Below are 15,942 nucleotides of genomic sequence, written 5' to 3'. Positions count from 1 at the left end.
CTCCACCCTGCGGTGCGCGGGATCTCCACCCTGACACGCCGTCACCCCCGATGTCAGGCCGAGCGGGACATGGCGGCCAGCATCGCGGTCCCGGGCGCCTCCTCCTCCGGCCAGCCGGTGCGGTACACGGTATCCAGATAGCGTTCTCCGAGGTCGGGAGCGATCGCCACCGCCGTGGTGCCGTGCCGTCCGTTGTGCGCCAGCCACTGTTCGGCGCCCCTGACGACCGTGCCGGTGGACCCGCCGAACAGGAAGCCCCGCGCGGCCAGCCGGCGGCAGGTCTGCACGGTGTCCGGCTCCTCGACATGGATCACGTCGTCGATGTACGACGTGTCGAGGAACGGCGGCGCCACGCTGGTGCCGAGCCCCGGAATCATCCGCGGCCCCGCCTCCCCGCCGAACGTGACGGAACCGGCCGCGTCCACCGCGACGATCCGCACCCGGCGCCGCCACTCCCAGAACCAGCGCGCGCAGCCCATCAGCGTCCCGGTGGTCCCCGCCCCGACGAACAGGACGTCCAGCCGCGGGAACCGGCGGGCGATGGCGGGTGCCGTGGTGCGGTAGTGCGCCCGCCAATTCCCTTGGTTCGTGTACTGGTTGAGCCATACGTACCGCTCGTCGGACGCGCACAGCGCCCGCACGTACCCGATCCTGGCGCCCAGGAAGCCGCCGTGCGTGTCGGGCTGGTCGATGACGTGGACCCGACTGCCGAGCGCCTCCATCAACCGCACCGTCGGCACGTTGCAGCGTCTGTCGGTGACGCAGAGGAACCCGTAGCCGCGGCTCGCCGCGAGCACGCTGAGCGCCACGCCCAGATTCCCGGACGACGACTCGACCAGCACCGAGCCGGGCCGCAGCATCCCGGCCCGCTCGGCGGCGTCCACCATCTCGGTCGCGGCCTTGAGCTTGACCGAGCCGGCGAAGTTGAACCCCTCGCACTTCAGATAGAGCGGCAGCTCCAGCGCGGCCCGCAGGTCGACGTAGAGGTCGTCCTCGTTGAACTCCGCGGGATCGGAAATAACAGCCATGTTCTCCCCCTGGTGGTGCGCCACGGGCGCCGTCAGCCGTACCGGCGCAGCTCGTGGAAGAACCCGTCGACGACGTGGAGTTCACCCCGTCGCACCACTTCGTCATGGACGAACCTGCCGACCGCGAGATCGAGCACCCCGAGCCCGAAGGGCGAGAACACCACGGTCCGGTCGCTCGGTACGGTCACCCGACCGGTCAGTACGTCGTCCAGCGTGCCGTCGATGAACTCCCGTCCCCCGGTGACCTGTTCGGCCAAGTGCGGTGACGTGTCGGCCTTCAGACAGTGCTCGACGTCGTCCACGAAGTTCGCGGACGCGAGCAGGATCGCCGGGTCGAGATCCCGCAACGACACGTGCAGCACCAGCGGATGGTGGTCGAACCAGGCCGGGTCGTGCACATGCGGGCTGCCCGCGACCGTCGCGAACACCAGCAGGTCGGCGGCGCGCACGAGACCTTCGAGCGTGTCGTGCACGGTGATCCGCCCCGGCACCTCCGACCGCTCCAGATAGCCCCGGAACCCCTCCGCGCTCTCCGCGGACAGGTCGTACACACCGGTCTCCTCGAACTCCCAGCCGGTGGCGCGGAGATGGGTGTGGATGTGGCGGGCGATCAGCCCCGTCCCCACGAACCCGACCCGCGGCGGCCGTGTCCGGCCCCGGCTGAGCCTGTCGGCCGCGAGCGCCGCCGAACTCGCCGTACGGGTCGCGCTGATCACCGAACTCTCCAGGCAGGCGTACGGATAGCCGGTGTCCGGGTCGTTGAGGATCAGCACCGCCGACGCCCGGGGCAGCCCCGACCCGGTGTTCCCCGGGAAGCTGGAGATCCACTTCAGCCCGTCCACCCGCGACGGCCCCCCGAGCGACGCGGGCAGCGCGATGATCCGGGACGACGGACGGTCCGGGAAGCGCAGGAAGTACGACGGCGGGTTCACCGAGTCGCCCGCGCCGTGCAGCCGGTAGGTGGCCTCCACCAGGGCGCCGATCTCCGACTCCCGCCCGGCCAGGGCCTGGTGGACCTGCTCGCCGCCGATGACCGAGAAGGAAGGCGTCCCGACGCTCATGCCGCCCTCCCGTCGGCCGACGGGGCGAGGTCGCCGAGCCGCACCGGATCGCCGAGCCCGGCGAGCACCTCGCGCGGCCCCTCGAACGGCTCCCTGCCGTGCGCGGTACGGATGTTGTCCACCAGCAGCAGATCCCCCGAGCGCCACGGCTCGCGCCGCGTATGACGGTCGTAGGTCTCGTTGACGGCCGTCACGATGCCCGCGTCGATCGGATCGCCGTTGCCGAAGCGGGTGTTGAAGGGGAGCGCGTCGGCGCCGTAGACGTCGACGAGGTACTCGCGGACCTCGGGTTCCATCGTCCACTCGTTCAGGAACGCGATCTGGTTGAACCAGCAGCGGCGGCCGGTGACCGGGTGGCGGAGCACGGCGGCGCGGCGCTGGCGGGTGCGCAGCGAGCCGTCGTGCTGCCAGGCGAACTCGATGCCCTGGGCCCGGCAGTAGCGCTCCACGACGGCCCGGTCGTCGGTGCCGAAGGCCTCGGCGACGGACGCCCCGATCTCCTCGTGGTACGTCCGCGTCAGCATCCAGCCCTCCCGCTCGAACCGCTCCACCAGCGGCGCGGGCAGTGACCGCAGGACGGCCTCGGCGTCGGCGACCGGGGTCGCGCCGCCCTCCGTCGGCGCCTCGAGACAGGCGAAGAGCAGCAGCCCCGGGAACTCCAGAGCGTAGCTCAACTCGTGGTGCTGGCACATCGGTTGGTCGGTCGGCCACTTCGTGGCGGAGTACACGCCCTCCGCGTACGTACGGCGGGGCGCGAACGGCTCCCGGTCGGCCATCAGGGAGTTCGTGAGCCGCCGGAAGACGGCCTCGGCGCCCGTCGGGTCGGCGAGACCGAGCCCGCGGACCAGGACACAGCCGTGCTCGGCGACGACGGCACGCAGCGCGTCACGGTGTCCGGCGGCCCAGCCGACCGGGTCCCCGCCGGCGTCGGTGTGCAGCAGCGGCGGACGGCCCGGGGCCAGGGCGACGGAGTGGAGCAGCGCCGCGGAAGAGAGCGACATCTCGGTGTTCCTTTCGGTGGTGCTGTTGAGCGTTCGACCGGGGGTGCGGCGGGGCTCAGGAGGAGACCTGCGGGTCCAGCAGTCCGGCCAGGTCCGCGAGGACCGGGTGGCGGGCGACGTCCTTGAGGCTGATGGCCCGGTCGAGGGCGACCGCCAGCTTCACCGCGGCCAGCGAGGTGCCGCCGCGCTCGAAGAAGTGGTCCTGGCGGCCGATCCGGTCGGCCGGGATGCCGAGGACCACCGCCCAGGCCGCCGCGAGCCGCCGCTCGGCGGGCGTGTCCGGCCCGTCTCCCACGGCGTCCAGGTCACCGGCGAGCGCGGTGAGCGTCCTGCGGTCGGTCTTGCCGTTGGCGGTCAGCGGCAGCGACGCCCGCCAGTGCACGACCGACGGCACCATGTACGCGGGCAGCGACTCGGCGAGCCGCTCCCGTACGGCGCCGGCCGCCACGGGGCGCGGGCCGGTGCAGAACGCCACCAGCTGCGTGCCGCGCACGACGACCACCGCGCCGTCCCGCACTCCGTCCACCCGCAGCAGCGCGTTCTCGACCTCACCGATCTCGACCCGGAAGCCGCGGATCTTCACCTGGCTGTCCCGGCGCCCCAGGAACTCCAGCTTGCCGTCAGGACGCCAGCGCCCGTGGTCCCCGCTGCGGTACAGCCGCTCACCGGGCCGGTACGGGTCCTCGGTGAACGCCGCCTTCGTCCGCTCGGGGTCGTTGACGTACCCCCGGCCCACGCACACGCCGGAGAACACGATCTCGCCGGGCGCGCCCAGCGGCACGGGCACCAGGTCCTCGTCGACGACGTACACCCGCACATTGGAGACGGGCCGGCCGAGCGGGACGCGGTCGCCGTCGGGTGCCCGGTCCATCACCTCGTGGTTGGTGTCGTCCGAAGTCTCCGTCAGGCCATAGGCGTTGACGAGCCGCACCCCGGGCCGCGCGGTGAACCAGCGGTCCACCAGCTCCTTCTTCACGGCCTCCCCGGTGACCGACACACAGCGCAGATCGGGGAGTTCACGCGGCCGGCGCGCCAACTCGGCGAGCACGGCCTCCAGATACGACGGCACGACCTGGAGGACGTTCACACGCCCCGCCTCGACCGTGTCGATGAACCGTGCCACGTCCAGGATCACGTCCTGCTCCACCAGCAGCGTCCGCCCGCCCACGAGCGGCGCGCAGACCAGCTGCCACAGGGAGATGTCGAAGCACTGCGGCGCGGTCTGCGCCACCACCTGCCCGGCGCCGATCCCCAGGTCGTCGAGCTTGGCGAACACGTGGTTGAGGAAACCCGCGTGCTCGCACATCGCGCCCTTGGGCTCACCGGTGGAGCCCGAGGTGAAGTAGATGTAGGCCAGTTGACCCGGTGTGACCGTGATGCCCAGGTCGCCGTCCGAGTGGCCCTCGGCGTACACCTCGTCGACGTAGAGCGTCCGGTCGGACGGGGCGCCGAGTGAGCCGTCGCTGCCGCGCTCGGTCAACACCAGGGCGCACCCAGCACGTCGGAGCACTGTCGCCACCCGGTCGGCCGGGAAGTGCGGCTCGACGGGCAGATACACCCCGCCCGCCTTGAACACGGCGAGCACGGCGGCCATCCAGTCCAGGTTCCGCTCCAGCACCACGGCGACGACACCCTCGCGGGTGAGGCCCCGGCTGAGCAGGCCTCGACTCAGCTGGTTCGCACGGGAGTTGAGTTCACGGTAGGTCCACTGCCGGTCGCCCTGCACCGCGGCGACCGCGTCCGGGCACACCGCCACCATGTCCTCGAAAAGCTCGTGCACCCACCGGTCCGGCAGCTCGCGCCGCGGGCCCGCCAACTCGTCGAGCTGGAAGCGTAGTTCGGCGTCCGACGGCGCCACCGGACGGTCCGGCTCGGCAAGGGCGGTCAGGTGGTAGCCCGCGATGCGGGCGGCGGCCTCCGCGTCGAGGACGTCGGTGCGGTACCGCAGCCGCAGGGTGCGGCCGGTGACGCTCACCTCCAGCGCCGGGTCCTCCTCGGCGGGTTCACCCGACAGCGTGCCGAGGACCTTGGCGTGGGCGGCTTTCAGTGCGGCGGGCTCGGCCGGCACCCCGTCGGGCAGGGGCACTTCGTGCTCCGCCACACCGGGCACCGGAGCGAGCGTCCACCGTGGAATGATCTCCATCGTTCTCTTTCCCCCCTGGTTCCTTCCCCCCCGCGGCACGTGCCGTCAGGGAGCCATGTGCGATCCGGCGCGCCGTGGCGCCACCGCCGGATTCCCGCCCCACCGGGATCGCGCCGGCATCTCCTCGCCCTTCATCAGGAAGGAGTCGGCGGCCAGTTCGGCCCCGTCACCCATCGAGACGCCGTAGTGGACGAGCGCCCCCACCCCGAGGGTGCAGCCGGCCCCGATGGTGATCATTTCGGACTTGAAGGTGCCGTCCTCCTGCGAGTGCGACTGCACCTTGGTGTGCGCCGACAGCGTGCAGTCGTCGCCGATCGCGGCCAGCGTGCGCTCGGTGATGTAGGCGCCGTCGTCGAAGACCCGCCTGCCGATGCGTACGCCGAGCAGCCGCCAGAGCACGTTCTTGAACGGCGTGCCGTTGAACACCTGGAGATAGGTGTCCGGCACCTTCCACAGCCGCTCGTGCCACCAGAAGTACGGGTCGTAGATCGAGCACACCTTCGGCTCCAGCGGCCGGAATCCGCCGACCAGCCGCTCCACCAGCACGTAGTACCCGGCGGTGAAGCCGAGCCCGAGCATCAGGGACGCGCCGATCAGCAGGCCGCCGCCGACGCCCTCACCGCCGTACAGGTCGACGGCGCCGAAGCCGAGCACCGTGAGGACGAACCAGTGCAGCCAGCGCACGAAGAGGTAGAGGCCCATCGATCGCAGGTTGGAGCGGTTCTTCGCGGCCAGCCGGCGCTTCAGCTCGTCGCCCTCGCGGAGATGGTCGAAGCGGCTGTCGCGCTCCACCGAGCGCGGGATCTCGAAGCAGGGCGAGCCCAAGAGACCTACTCCCTCGCGGAGTTCGCCGTCGATCGGCACCATCACCTTGGTGGCGAGCAGGCAGTTGTCGCCGGTGCGGCCGCCCGCGGGGTAGGCGATGTTGTTGCCGAGGAAGTTGCGCGGCCCGATCGTGGCGCGCGAGAGACGGAACGACGTACTGGAGAAGTCCGCGTTGACGATCGACAGCCCGTCCGCGACCATCGTGCCGCTTCCGACCGTGGCCAGATACGGCGTCTCGTGCTGCACCTCCGTACCGAAGTTGGAGCCGGTCTGCTCCACCACGCCGAGGTCGTAGCCGATCGCCTTCAGGTAGCCGACGACGTAGGAGCTGTCCCCGCACAGCCACTTGAAGAACTTCAGGTTGGTCATCCGCGCCACCGCGCGCTGCACCGAGTAGTGGAAGCCGTACAGCGGATACACCCGGTCGGGACGGAGCAGCGGACGCAGCAGCCTCGGCACCAGCGAGACGGCGGCGAAGCCGAGCACGACGAACGCGGCGAACGCGGCGAGCGACAGGGCGAGCGCCTCGCCGTAGAAGCGGGCGGAGCCGAGGTCCTGGGTGTCCGGATCGAGCAGGTGGCCGAGGGCCGGGACGACGGTCAGCACCATGTAGGTGCCGCCGACCGCGAGCGGGACGTAGACCAGCAGCATCTGAAGGATGGCGCCCAGTCCGTAGCCGAAGCGGCGCCAGGTGGAGCACGTCGCGTGCGGGACGCGGACGTAGTCGACGCCCGTGGGCTGTGCGGGGGAGCCGTGCACGCGTCGGCCCGCCGGGACGCGGGCGTCGTCGTACAGGGCGGAGGAGTGGCCGAGCTGGGACCCGTCGCCCATGACGGTGCCGATGTCGAGGACGGTCTTCTCGCCGACGTAGACCTCGCTGCCGAGGGTGACCCGGCCGGTGCGGATGCGGCCGGCTCGTGCCTGGTAGCAGAGGAAGAAGGTGTCCTTGCGGATGACCGTGCCGTCCCCGATGGTCAGCAGGTCGGTGCAGACCGGGACGGAGTGGGACAGGATCGTCACGCCCTTGCCGATGCGGGCGCCGAGGGCGCGCAGGTAGAGGACGTAGAGCGGGTTGCCGGCGAACAGGATCATCGGGTTGGCGTGCAGGAGGGCCTTGACCGTCCAGAACCGGACGTACGCGAGGCCCCAGACCGGGAAATCGGTCTCCTTCCAGCGGCCCACGAGAACCCACTTGGCCACCACCGGGACCGTGCACACGCCGACGAACACCGCGCCGCCGAATATCGCCGAGCGCAGATAGACCTGCACCACGCCGTTACCCGAGGAAACCCATTCGTAGCCCTGCCCCGTGACGATCCCGGCGAGCACGCAATACAGCGCGAAAACCAGGAACTGAAGCACCCCGCACAGCAGATAGTGGCCCGTGCTCCCGGCCGGCGGCGCCTCCACCTGAACCGGCGCGGCGGGGTCGGGTGTGTCGGCGAGTGCCGCCGCCAGACTGCGGATCGTGGGATATCCGTAGACGTCGCGCATCGACACCGACGGCAGATCCTCGCGTTTTCTGACCCGGGCGCAGAAATGTGCCATGACCAACGAGTTGGCGCCCAGGTCGTCGAAGAAGTGACTGTCGAGGGGTATTGCTTCCTTGCGTACGACACCGGCCAGGACCTCCGCGAGGACGGTCTCGGTCACGGTGCCGGGTTCTCCCACCACGTGGCTCCCTGATGCTGATCGCCGCCTTTGAATTGCCGGAGGCGGATACGGCGGAGTCGCGCCCGAAGTTCACGGCGGGGGAATGTCGAAAGGCACGCGAAACGGGTGGGATGAATGGGAATTGCTGAGAATGGAGTTCCGCATTGTGTACAGAGTTGCCATGTGTTCGAGACCCCGGTCATGGGTCTATGTGATTCCCCCGAGTCGTGTGCGCTGACGTCGTCCCAACGCGCGCAACGAATGCAGTCCGGATTATTTCTGGACATTCTGGAACGGGTCAAGGCTGTTTCGTTCAATGGCGCTTTTTCGTCTTCGCCGGCCGGAGTGCGGGTCAATGGGAATTGACGGCCGAAGTCCCCACCGGGACTTTCTCCGGAACAACCGCGAAATTATCGAATGCGGCTTCGAATGCCCGGGGGGTTGTTTCCGGCCAGCGCGAGCATGACACGACCGTCCCCGAGCGGGTCCCGCCCGGCCGACGCCCCCGGGGGACGAGTGCATCCCGGCGCGGCGGATACCTTTAGGACGTGCAGTCAGCAAGTGAAACCCCCGAGCGGCCCACCAGCCGGTTCCACCGGGCGCGCGCCCTCTACCGGAACGTCTCCAAGCGCAGGACCGCCTGGCTGCTGGTCAAGGACACCGTCAACTCCTGCATGGAGTACCGCATCCTGGGCCTCGCGGCCGAGGCCGCGTTCTTCACGCTGCTGTCGGTCCCGCCGCTCCTGCTGAGCCTCATCGGCCTGCTCGGCTACGTCGACAGCTGGACCGGCGCCGACAGCATCGCCGGCCTGGAGAACAACATCCTCGAGGCGTCCCGCACGGTCCTGTCCGACAAGGGCGTCCACGAGATCGCCCAGCCGATCCTGCACGACGTGATGAAGGGCGGCCGTCCCGACGTCATCTCCATCGGCTTCCTGTTCGCCCTGTGGTCGGGCTCCCGCGCGGTCAACGTCTTCATCGACACGATCACCGTCATGTACGGCCTCGACGGCGTGCGCGGCATCGTCAAGACCCGGATCGTGTCCTTCGCCCTGTTCGTCGCGGCCCTGCTGATCGGCTCGGTCGCGCTGCCGCTCATGGTCGCCGGGCCGGACGCCGTGGTGAACGTGGTGCCGTGGTCCGAGACGGTCGTACAGGTCCTGTACTGGCCGGTCGTCATCGTCCTGTCCGTCGTCTTCCTGACGACGCTCTACCACGTCTCCGTCCCCGTCCGCTCCCCGTGGATCGAGGACGTCCCCGGCGCCCTGGTCGCCCTGGCGATGTGGGTCCTCGGCAGCTACCTGCTGCGCATCTACCTCACCAGCACGGTCGAGGGCCCCACCATCTACGGCTCCCTCGCCGCGCCCGTCGCCGTCCTGCTGTGGATCGGAGTCTCCGCGTTCGCCGTGCTCGTCGGCGCCGCCGTCAACGCGGCCATCGACCGCGTCTGGCCCGCCGCCGCCACCGCCGCGGCCCGCGCCGCCAACGAACGCCGCCAGGAGGAGCAGGTCGCCGAGTACGTCGCCCGCATGGCCGCGGTCCGCGCCCGGGACGACGAGGACGACGACGACCCCGACGACTCCTACATGCCCTCCGAGTTCCCCGAACGCTGGTCCCGCTTCCTCCCCCCGGAGGACGTCACCTCCCGCCTCCGCACCCACGCGAAGAACACCCACACCCACAAGGGCACCGGGGACTCGAAGACACCGGAGAAGTGAAGCACCCCCGCGAGGGGCGCGGGCTGTGTCGATGTGCGGCTCCACCAGGAACGCGGGGCAGGTCGGCCACGGCAGCGCCTTCGCCCTGTCCACCGCCTTCGAACGGGTGTACGGCGTGAGCCCGCAGGAGCACCGGACGCGGGCGGGACAACGGCTCCGGTGGCCGCCCGGCGACCGGCGTAGCCTTCTGTTGTGTACGTGGAGAGGGCGTCGCGGCTGCCGGGCGCGGTGGTCTGGAGCCGAACCGTCGAGGACCCCACCGCGGGGCCGGTGCTGCCCGACGGCTGCATGGACCTCCTCTGGAACGAGGGCCGCCTCCTGGTCGCCGGTCCGGACACCCGCGCCTACGCCCCCGGCGGCGAACCCAGCCGCTGGGCAGGCATCCGCTTCGCCCCCGGCACCGCCCCCACCTACCTCGGCGTCCCCGCACACGAACTCCGCGACCGCCGCGTCGACCTCACCGACCTCTGGCCCACCACCACGGTCCGCCGCCTGCGCACCCGCATCGCCAAGTCCCCCCACCCGGCAGCCGAGTTGGAGCAACTGGCCCTGGAACGCGCGGCACGGACCCCCGCCCCCGACCCCCTGCTGCGCCACCTCGTCGCGGCCCTCGACACCGGCCGCCCGGTCGCCGCCACCGCCGACGAACTCGGCCTCGGAGCACGCCAGTTGCACCGCCGTTCGCTGACCGCCTTCGGCTACGGCCCCAAGACACTCGCCCGGGTGCTGCGCCTCCAGCGCGCCCTCACCCTGGCCCGCGCCGGAGTCCCGTTCGCGGAGACGGCGGCCCGGGCCGGTTACGCGGACCAGGCCCATCTCGCCCGGGACGTCAAGGAGTTGGCGGGGATGCCGCTGGGTGAACTACTCGGCGGAGCCGACTAGCGGGGCGAAGAGGTCCACGCCGTTGCCGTCGGGGTCGTGCAGGACGGCGTACCGCTGCCCCCAGAAGGCGTCCCACGGCTTCAGCTCGCCGTGCTGCCCGGCGCCGACCAACTCCTCGTAGACCCGGTCGACTTCGGCGGGGTCGTCACAGCGGAGGGCGAGCGCGGCACGGCCACTGCCGGTGGGTGCCCGCCACCCCGGGTGGAACGAGCGGACCGTGTCCTCGGTGTCCAGCAACAGGCGTAGCCCGCCCGGCAGCCGGGCCTCGGCATGGGGCAGGCTCTCGGCGCCCTCGGGGAACCCGAACCCGAGCCGACGGTAGAAGGTGACAGAGGCGGCCATGTCGGAGACGACCAGGCCGATCGCGTCGCATCGTGGAGTCATGGGCCAACGGTAGGCGGGGCCGGAGGGGCCGGTCTTGAAGGAATCGGACACGGAGGTGGCGTCGGGGCGGCGGCCTGCCGATCAGCCGAAGGCGACCGGTCCGCGCGGGGTGTCCAGCGTGAAGGAGAGACGCACCGGCCCGGTCGCCACCGCCAGCTCCACCCCCACGGCCGACAGCAACGGGCGGATCTCGTCCGGCACCGGCGCCGTCGCGGACAGCTCCAGCAGCGGTGCGACGGGAAGATCCGGCGCGGTCGTCGGATGAGGCGAGGAACGCCAGTCGATGAGAAACGGCACCAGGCCGGAGGGATGCGCGGTGTCCCCGTCGGTGAGCCGCCACTCCAGGAGCGTCCCGTCGGGGCGCCGCCGGCTCATCGCCCGGACGAACCCGGGGTCGTACCCCCGCGCACGGGCCGCCGTGACCGCCGCGTCCAGATCGGGAGGGGAGATCGCCCAGGTCACCGTGCGGGCGACGTCCAGCCCATCGACACCGAAGGGCCGTGGACCGGACGGCTCCGGCTGCTCGATGTCCGGCCCGAGGATCTCCAGATAGCGCGAACCGCCGAGGGAGACAAGGAAGTTGCGGGTGCCGAGCCCGACATGGGCTCCGCCCGCGACCGGCACGATCCCCGTCCGCCCGGTGAACTCGGCGACCGTCGCCGCCAGATCGGGGGTCGCGAGGACGAGGTGATCGAGAAGTACGGGAATGGCATTCATCCCCACCGAGGCTACGCGGCGGAACCGCCCACAGCAGCGGAAAGCCCCTCAACTCCGGTGCGCGCGACGGGATACCGGTGCCACGCCGACGGAGACGCCCGCGCTGTCGCCCCGCCGCCGGAGAGACCGGGCCCCCGCTGTGAAATAGGCTGGTCCGCATGGCTGCCGCCCCCCGCCTCCTCGTCTACACCCGTACGACCGGCTACCGCCACGACTCCATCCCGGCCGCCGTGGCCGCCGTACGCACGCTCGGCCCTTTCGAGGTCACCGCGACGGAGGACCCGGCCGCCTTCGAAAGCCCCCTCACCGACTACGCCGCCGTCGTGTTCCTCTCCACCAGCGGCGAGGTCCTGACACCGGCGGGCCGCGACCACCTCGCCGCCCACGTCGAGTCGGGCGGCGGCTTCGTGGGAGTCCACGCGGCGGCCTGCACGGAGTACGACTGGCCGTACTACGGCGACCTGCTGGGCGCCCGCTTCGCCCGGCACCCCGCCTACCAGCCCGGCAAGGCCCTCGTCGAGGACGACACCCATCCGGCCACCCAACACCTGCCCGCCGTCTGGCAGTTCACGGACGAGTGGTACGACTTCCGCACCAACCCCCGGAGTTCGGTCCACGTCCTCATCACGGCCGACGAATCCTCCTACCAGGGAGGCCGGATGGGCGCCGACCACCCCCTGGCCTGGTGCCACGAGAAGGGTGCGGGGCGCGTCTTCTACACGTCCCTGGGCCACGCCCCCGAGGCCTACGAGGACCCGGCCTTCCGCGCACATCTCCTCGGCGGGATCAACTGGGCGGCAGGACTGGGCTAGCGACGCTGCCCCGTACGGCGGTCCGTCTCACTCGACCAGCGGCCCCGCAGCCGCGGTCACCGGCTTCGGTCGGCGTACCGGCCGCCCGGCACCCCCGTGCTCGCCCGCTCCACCAACCGCGTCGACAGCTCCGTCCGCGTCCCCTCCGGCCGGTCCCCGTCCATCAGCCGGACCAGTAACCGCAGCGCCGTCGCCGCCATCTCCGACAGCGGCTGCCGGATCGTGGTCAGTGCCGGAGTCACCCAGCGGGCCTCGGGCAGGTCGTCGAAGCCGACCACGCTGATGTCGTCCGGGACGCTCAACCGCCGTTCCGCCAGGGCCTCGTAGACACCCAGAGCCATCCGGTCGGAGCAGACGAAGACCGCCGTGGGCGGCTCGGGCAGGTCGAGGAGTTCGCGCATACGCGTGCGGGCCATCGCCTGGTCGAAGCCGCCGTGGCGGATGTGCTCGGGGCGGACCGGAACCCCCGCCGAGGTCAGCGCGGAACGGTACCCGGCGACACGGGCCGCGCTGCACATCCTGTGCCGGTGACCGGCGATCACGGCGATGCGTTCATGGCCCAGGGCGAGCAGGTGCTCGGTCGCGGTCACCCCGCCCTGCCAGTTGGCCGCGCCGACCGACACCACGCCCGGCGGCGGCTCGTGCACGGGGTCGATCATCACGAACGGAATGCGGCGCTGGTCGAGCCACGCGTACTGGGACGGCGTCAACTCCGCCAGACTGAACAGGACTCCGGACGAACCCCGGCCGACCAGCTTGTCCAGCCAGCCCCGTTCGGGCCGGTCCGCCCGCGCCCGGGTCAGCCCGGCCGAGACCACCACTTCGAGGCCCGCCTCGTACGCCGCCTCCTCCACCCCGTGCAGCACGGCCCCCGACCACGAACTCTCCAGCGAGTGCACCACCAGGTCGACCATCCCCGGCGCCTTGCCCGCGTCGAACCTCGGCCTGCGCACATACCCGAGCCGCTCCAGCGCCTCCGTCACCCGCCGCCGCGTCTCCGGGGCCACGTCCTCCCGGCCGTTGACCACCTTGGACGCCGTCGGCACGGACACCCCCGCCTCCCGGGCCACGACCGCCAGCGTGGGCCCCGCCGTCACGCCCGCGCTCCCCGTACGGACCATCGGGTACCGCCTCTCCAGCCCGCCCGAGGGCCCTCGAAAGTTTCCGCCCAGCGCCGTTTCCCGCACCCGGCCACCCGCCATCTAGAAAGCGCTTCCTACGATAGGTGCGCGGCAACACGGCGGGAAGACCAGGGAATTCACCTCATGGCACCGACCCGATCTTTCGAAACCCCGAACAGGGGAGAAAGCGTCACCTTCAGATCGGTCGGACGGGGCGAAGTCGCGGACAACTCCTCGCCGCGCAGGACGGTCAGCGGGAGGAAGAAGGCGTTCCGGGCCAGAAGGGAAACCGGTCAGGAACAGAGGTGCCGTGGCCCAGCCCTACCGGTCCTCGTCGCGTCGCGCGGGCGGCCGGACCGAGTTCCGTACGACGACATGCGTGCCCAGCACCAGATGGTCGCCGTCGCCGCCCCTGCGCCGATCGGTGCCGCCCCCCTCGCGGCGGTCCGCCACCGCGCGCAGCGCGGCCCGGCCCATCTCCTCGTACGGGACGTGCACGCTGGTGAGCTGAGGGGTCAGCTGGGACGCCAGCGGGATGTCGTCGTAGCCGACGATCGACACGTCCTCCGGGACCCGCAGGCCCGCCGCGCGCAGTGCCCGCATGGCGCCCGCCGCGACCACGTCGGTCCCCGCGAGCACCGCGGTGAAGTCCACGCCCTCCTTCAGGGTGCCCTCCACCGCCTCGTACCCGTGCTCGTAGTCGTACGGACCGTGCCGCACCATCCCCGGGTCGAACGGCACGCCGTACGCCTCGAAGGCCCGTTGTGCGCCCCTCAACCGGCCCTGGGCGGTGGTGAGTTCGGCGTGCCCGGGGAGCACCAGGACGCGGCGGTGGCCGGCCGAGAGGAGGTGGCTGGCCATGGCGTAGGCGCCGCCCTCGTTGTCGTAGTCGACCGTCGTCGCCGGGACGTCGCCCTCCAGCGGCGGCCGGCCCACGAGCACGAGGTGCGAGCCCGCCGCGTCGAGGGAGCGGGCGTAGCGGGCCATGCGCAACTGGTACTCGTCGACGTCGTACGCGCCGCCCAGCAACACCACGGCGGCGACGCCCTGTTGACGCATCAGGTTCACCAGCGCGAGCTCGCGCTCCGGGTCGTCGCCGGTCGTGCCGACCAGGGAGAGCCAGCCGCGCAGGGTGGCCGCGCTCTCGACTCCCTTGGCCACGTGGGCGAACGCGGCGCCGGTGATGTTGTTGATGAGGATCGCCACGGTCGGCGTACCGCCGCCGGCCAGGGAGCGGGCGTGCGCGTTGGTGACGTAGTCCAGGTCGCCGACGACCTTCATCACCCGGCGGCGCAGCTCCTCCGACACCGGGTAGTTGCCGGACAGCACACGCGAGACGCTCGCCACGGAGACCCCGGCGCGCTCCGCCACGTCCCGGATCGTCGCCCGGCCGATGTCGCCCGACGCCTTGCGCTGACTCACCGAAGTGACTCCTTCACCCTGACCGCGTGTCCGGCGGGCGCCCTGGGGCCTGCTCCCGCGCCGGTCGGGAAACCGTATCCCAAGGTCGCGCCCGGTGTTCCGGCCTGTGGACGGCGTGGATCAGGCGACACGGGTCAGGTCCGCGTACCGCACCTCGTGGGCGGTGGCAGCCCCGCGGCCAGGCGTTCCAGCTCGTCGACGACGATGCCGCCGAGCCGCGCGAGTTCATTGCCGAGGGAGCCCGCGATGTGCGGGGTGAGGAAGACGTTCGGCAGCTTGTAGAGCGGGGACGTCGGAGGCAGCGGCTCGGGTTCCGTCACGTCGAGGATCGCGGTCAGCCGGCCCGACAACAGCTCGTCGGTGAGGGCCTCGTGGTCGATCAGGGCACCCCGGGAGGTGTTGATCAGCACACCGCCGTCCCGGATGAGCGCGAGCCGCCCCCGGTCCAGCATGCGCCGTGTCTCGGGGATGTCGGGGGCGTGCAGGCTGACGATGTCGCTCCGGCTCAACAGGTCGTCCAGCGGCAGGAGTTCGGCCCCGAGAGCGACGGCCTCGGTGACGCTGACGTAGGGGTCGTGCAGGAGGACTTCGACGTCGTACGACCGCAGCAGTTCCAGGAGCCGGCGGCCCACGCGGGAGGCGCCGATGACGCCGATCCGGCGGCCGAGGTTGCCGATCTGGGCGGTCTCGGCGGGCGTCGGGGAGGTGTGCGTGCGCCGGAAGCGTTCCCGCTGGGCGAAGGCGTCCTTCCCGGCCAGCAGGATCATCGCGAGGGTGTACTCGGCGACCGGGACCGCGTTGCCGGTGACCGCGCTGGAGACGGTGACCCCCCGTTCCCACAGGGCCTCGCCGACCAGCGAGCGGACCGAGCCCGCCGCGTGCAGCACGGTCCGCAGCCGGGGGGCCGCCGCCAGCGCGTCGGCGTCGAGGTGCGGGCAGCCCCACCCGGTGATCAGGACCTCGGCGCCCGCCAGGGCCTCGGCGGCCTCGGGGTCGCCGAAGTCCCGTACGACCAGGCCGGGGTCGATCTCGGCCGTCCGGCGGAGCCGGTCCAGCAGGGGCGGGGGGAACAGCAGGGGCAGGTGCACCGGGTCCATGGCGAACACGGCCCTGGGCGGCTGGGCGCTGGGCATGACCCTCCAGAAGTGCGGCAGTAGTGCGCGTGCGCGCGTCGT

12 protein-coding genes and 1 pseudogene are annotated in these 15,942 nt (G+C 71.5%); 3 read left to right on the top strand and 10 right to left on the bottom strand.

Going from position 1 to position 15,942, the window contains the following annotated elements; all coding sequences use genetic code 11:
• Positions 1-53: 53 nt before the first annotated feature.
• From sbnA to ACIRB1_RS05480, 5 genes are read right to left on the bottom strand one after another with little or no spacing between them, the layout of a single operon-like run.
• Positions 54-1,028 carry a 2,3-diaminopropionate biosynthesis protein SbnA gene (sbnA, locus tag ACIRB1_RS05500; protein WP_403464642.1) on the bottom strand — a complete coding sequence of 325 codons (975 nt, stop codon included), beginning with the start codon at positions 1,026-1,028 and terminating at the stop codon, positions 54-56.
• Between the two features lie 32 nt (positions 1,029-1,060).
• Positions 1,061-2,089, bottom strand: a complete 1,029-nt coding sequence (sbnB, locus tag ACIRB1_RS05495; protein ID WP_403464641.1) for a 2,3-diaminopropionate biosynthesis protein SbnB — start codon at positions 2,087-2,089, stop codon at positions 1,061-1,063.
• Positions 2,086-3,090: a TauD/TfdA family dioxygenase gene (locus ACIRB1_RS05490; RefSeq protein WP_403464640.1), complete on the bottom strand. Its 1,005-nt coding sequence runs from the start codon at positions 3,088-3,090 to the stop codon at positions 2,086-2,088. Before ACIRB1_RS05490 ends, sbnB begins: the two co-directional genes overlap by 4 nt.
• Positions 3,091-3,145: 55 nt before the next feature.
• Entirely contained in the window at positions 3,146-5,233 is a 2,088-nt protein-coding gene (locus ACIRB1_RS05485; protein WP_403464639.1) for an amino acid adenylation domain-containing protein, read from the bottom strand.
• Positions 5,234-5,278: 45 nt separating this feature from the next.
• Positions 5,279-7,729, bottom strand: coding sequence for a Pls/PosA family non-ribosomal peptide synthetase (locus ACIRB1_RS05480; protein ID WP_403464638.1), 2,451 nt, complete (start codon positions 7,727-7,729; stop codon positions 5,279-5,281).
• Between the two features lie 530 nt (positions 7,730-8,259).
• Here ACIRB1_RS05480 and ACIRB1_RS05475 point away from each other — a divergent pair.
• Complete coding sequence (locus ACIRB1_RS05475; protein ID WP_352177759.1) at positions 8,260-9,429, top strand: YihY/virulence factor BrkB family protein; 1,170 nt, start codon at positions 8,260-8,262, stop codon at positions 9,427-9,429.
• Between the two features lie 192 nt (positions 9,430-9,621).
• On the top strand, positions 9,622-10,311 hold the full coding sequence (locus tag ACIRB1_RS05470) for a helix-turn-helix domain-containing protein (RefSeq protein WP_403464637.1): 690 nt from the start codon (positions 9,622-9,624) through the stop codon (positions 10,309-10,311).
• On the opposite strand, the gene ACIRB1_RS05465 is transcribed toward ACIRB1_RS05470, so the two are convergent.
• Positions 10,291-10,695 carry a VOC family protein gene (locus ACIRB1_RS05465; protein WP_403464636.1) on the bottom strand — a complete coding sequence of 135 codons (405 nt, stop codon included), beginning with the start codon at positions 10,693-10,695 and terminating at the stop codon, positions 10,291-10,293. The two genes, ACIRB1_RS05470 and ACIRB1_RS05465, sit on opposite strands and share 21 nt — an antisense overlap.
• Positions 10,696-10,776: 81 nt before the next feature.
• Positions 10,777-11,412: a VOC family protein gene (locus ACIRB1_RS05460; RefSeq protein WP_403464635.1), complete on the bottom strand. Its 636-nt coding sequence runs from the start codon at positions 11,410-11,412 to the stop codon at positions 10,777-10,779.
• 158 nt (positions 11,413-11,570) lie between these two features.
• Here ACIRB1_RS05460 and ACIRB1_RS05455 point away from each other — a divergent pair, with 158 nt between their 5' ends.
• Entirely contained in the window at positions 11,571-12,224 is a 654-nt protein-coding gene (locus ACIRB1_RS05455; RefSeq protein WP_403464634.1) for a ThuA domain-containing protein, read from the top strand.
• 56 nt (positions 12,225-12,280) lie between these two features.
• Here ACIRB1_RS05455 and ACIRB1_RS05450 read toward each other — a convergent pair whose 3' ends face one another.
• From ACIRB1_RS05450 to ACIRB1_RS05440, 3 genes and pseudogenes are all read right to left on the bottom strand, one after another.
• On the bottom strand, positions 12,281-13,345 hold the full coding sequence (locus tag ACIRB1_RS05450; protein ID WP_403464633.1) for a LacI family DNA-binding transcriptional regulator: 1,065 nt from the start codon (positions 13,343-13,345) through the stop codon (positions 12,281-12,283).
• 321 nt (positions 13,346-13,666) lie between these two features.
• Positions 13,667-14,767, bottom strand: a complete 1,101-nt coding sequence (locus ACIRB1_RS05445) for a LacI family DNA-binding transcriptional regulator (RefSeq protein WP_403464632.1) — start codon at positions 14,765-14,767, stop codon at positions 13,667-13,669.
• Positions 14,768-14,887: 120 nt separating this feature from the next.
• Positions 14,888-15,900, bottom strand: a pseudogene (locus ACIRB1_RS05440) (hydroxyacid dehydrogenase).
• Between the last annotated feature and the right edge of the window lie 42 nt (positions 15,901-15,942).

The organism is Streptomyces sp. NPDC096013 (genome assembly GCF_044763565.1).
Taxonomy (GTDB): Bacteria; Actinomycetota; Actinomycetes; order Streptomycetales; family Streptomycetaceae; genus Streptomyces.
Note: the sequence above shows the minus strand (reverse complement) of the source record. Positions and strands in the feature narration are given on the sequence as shown.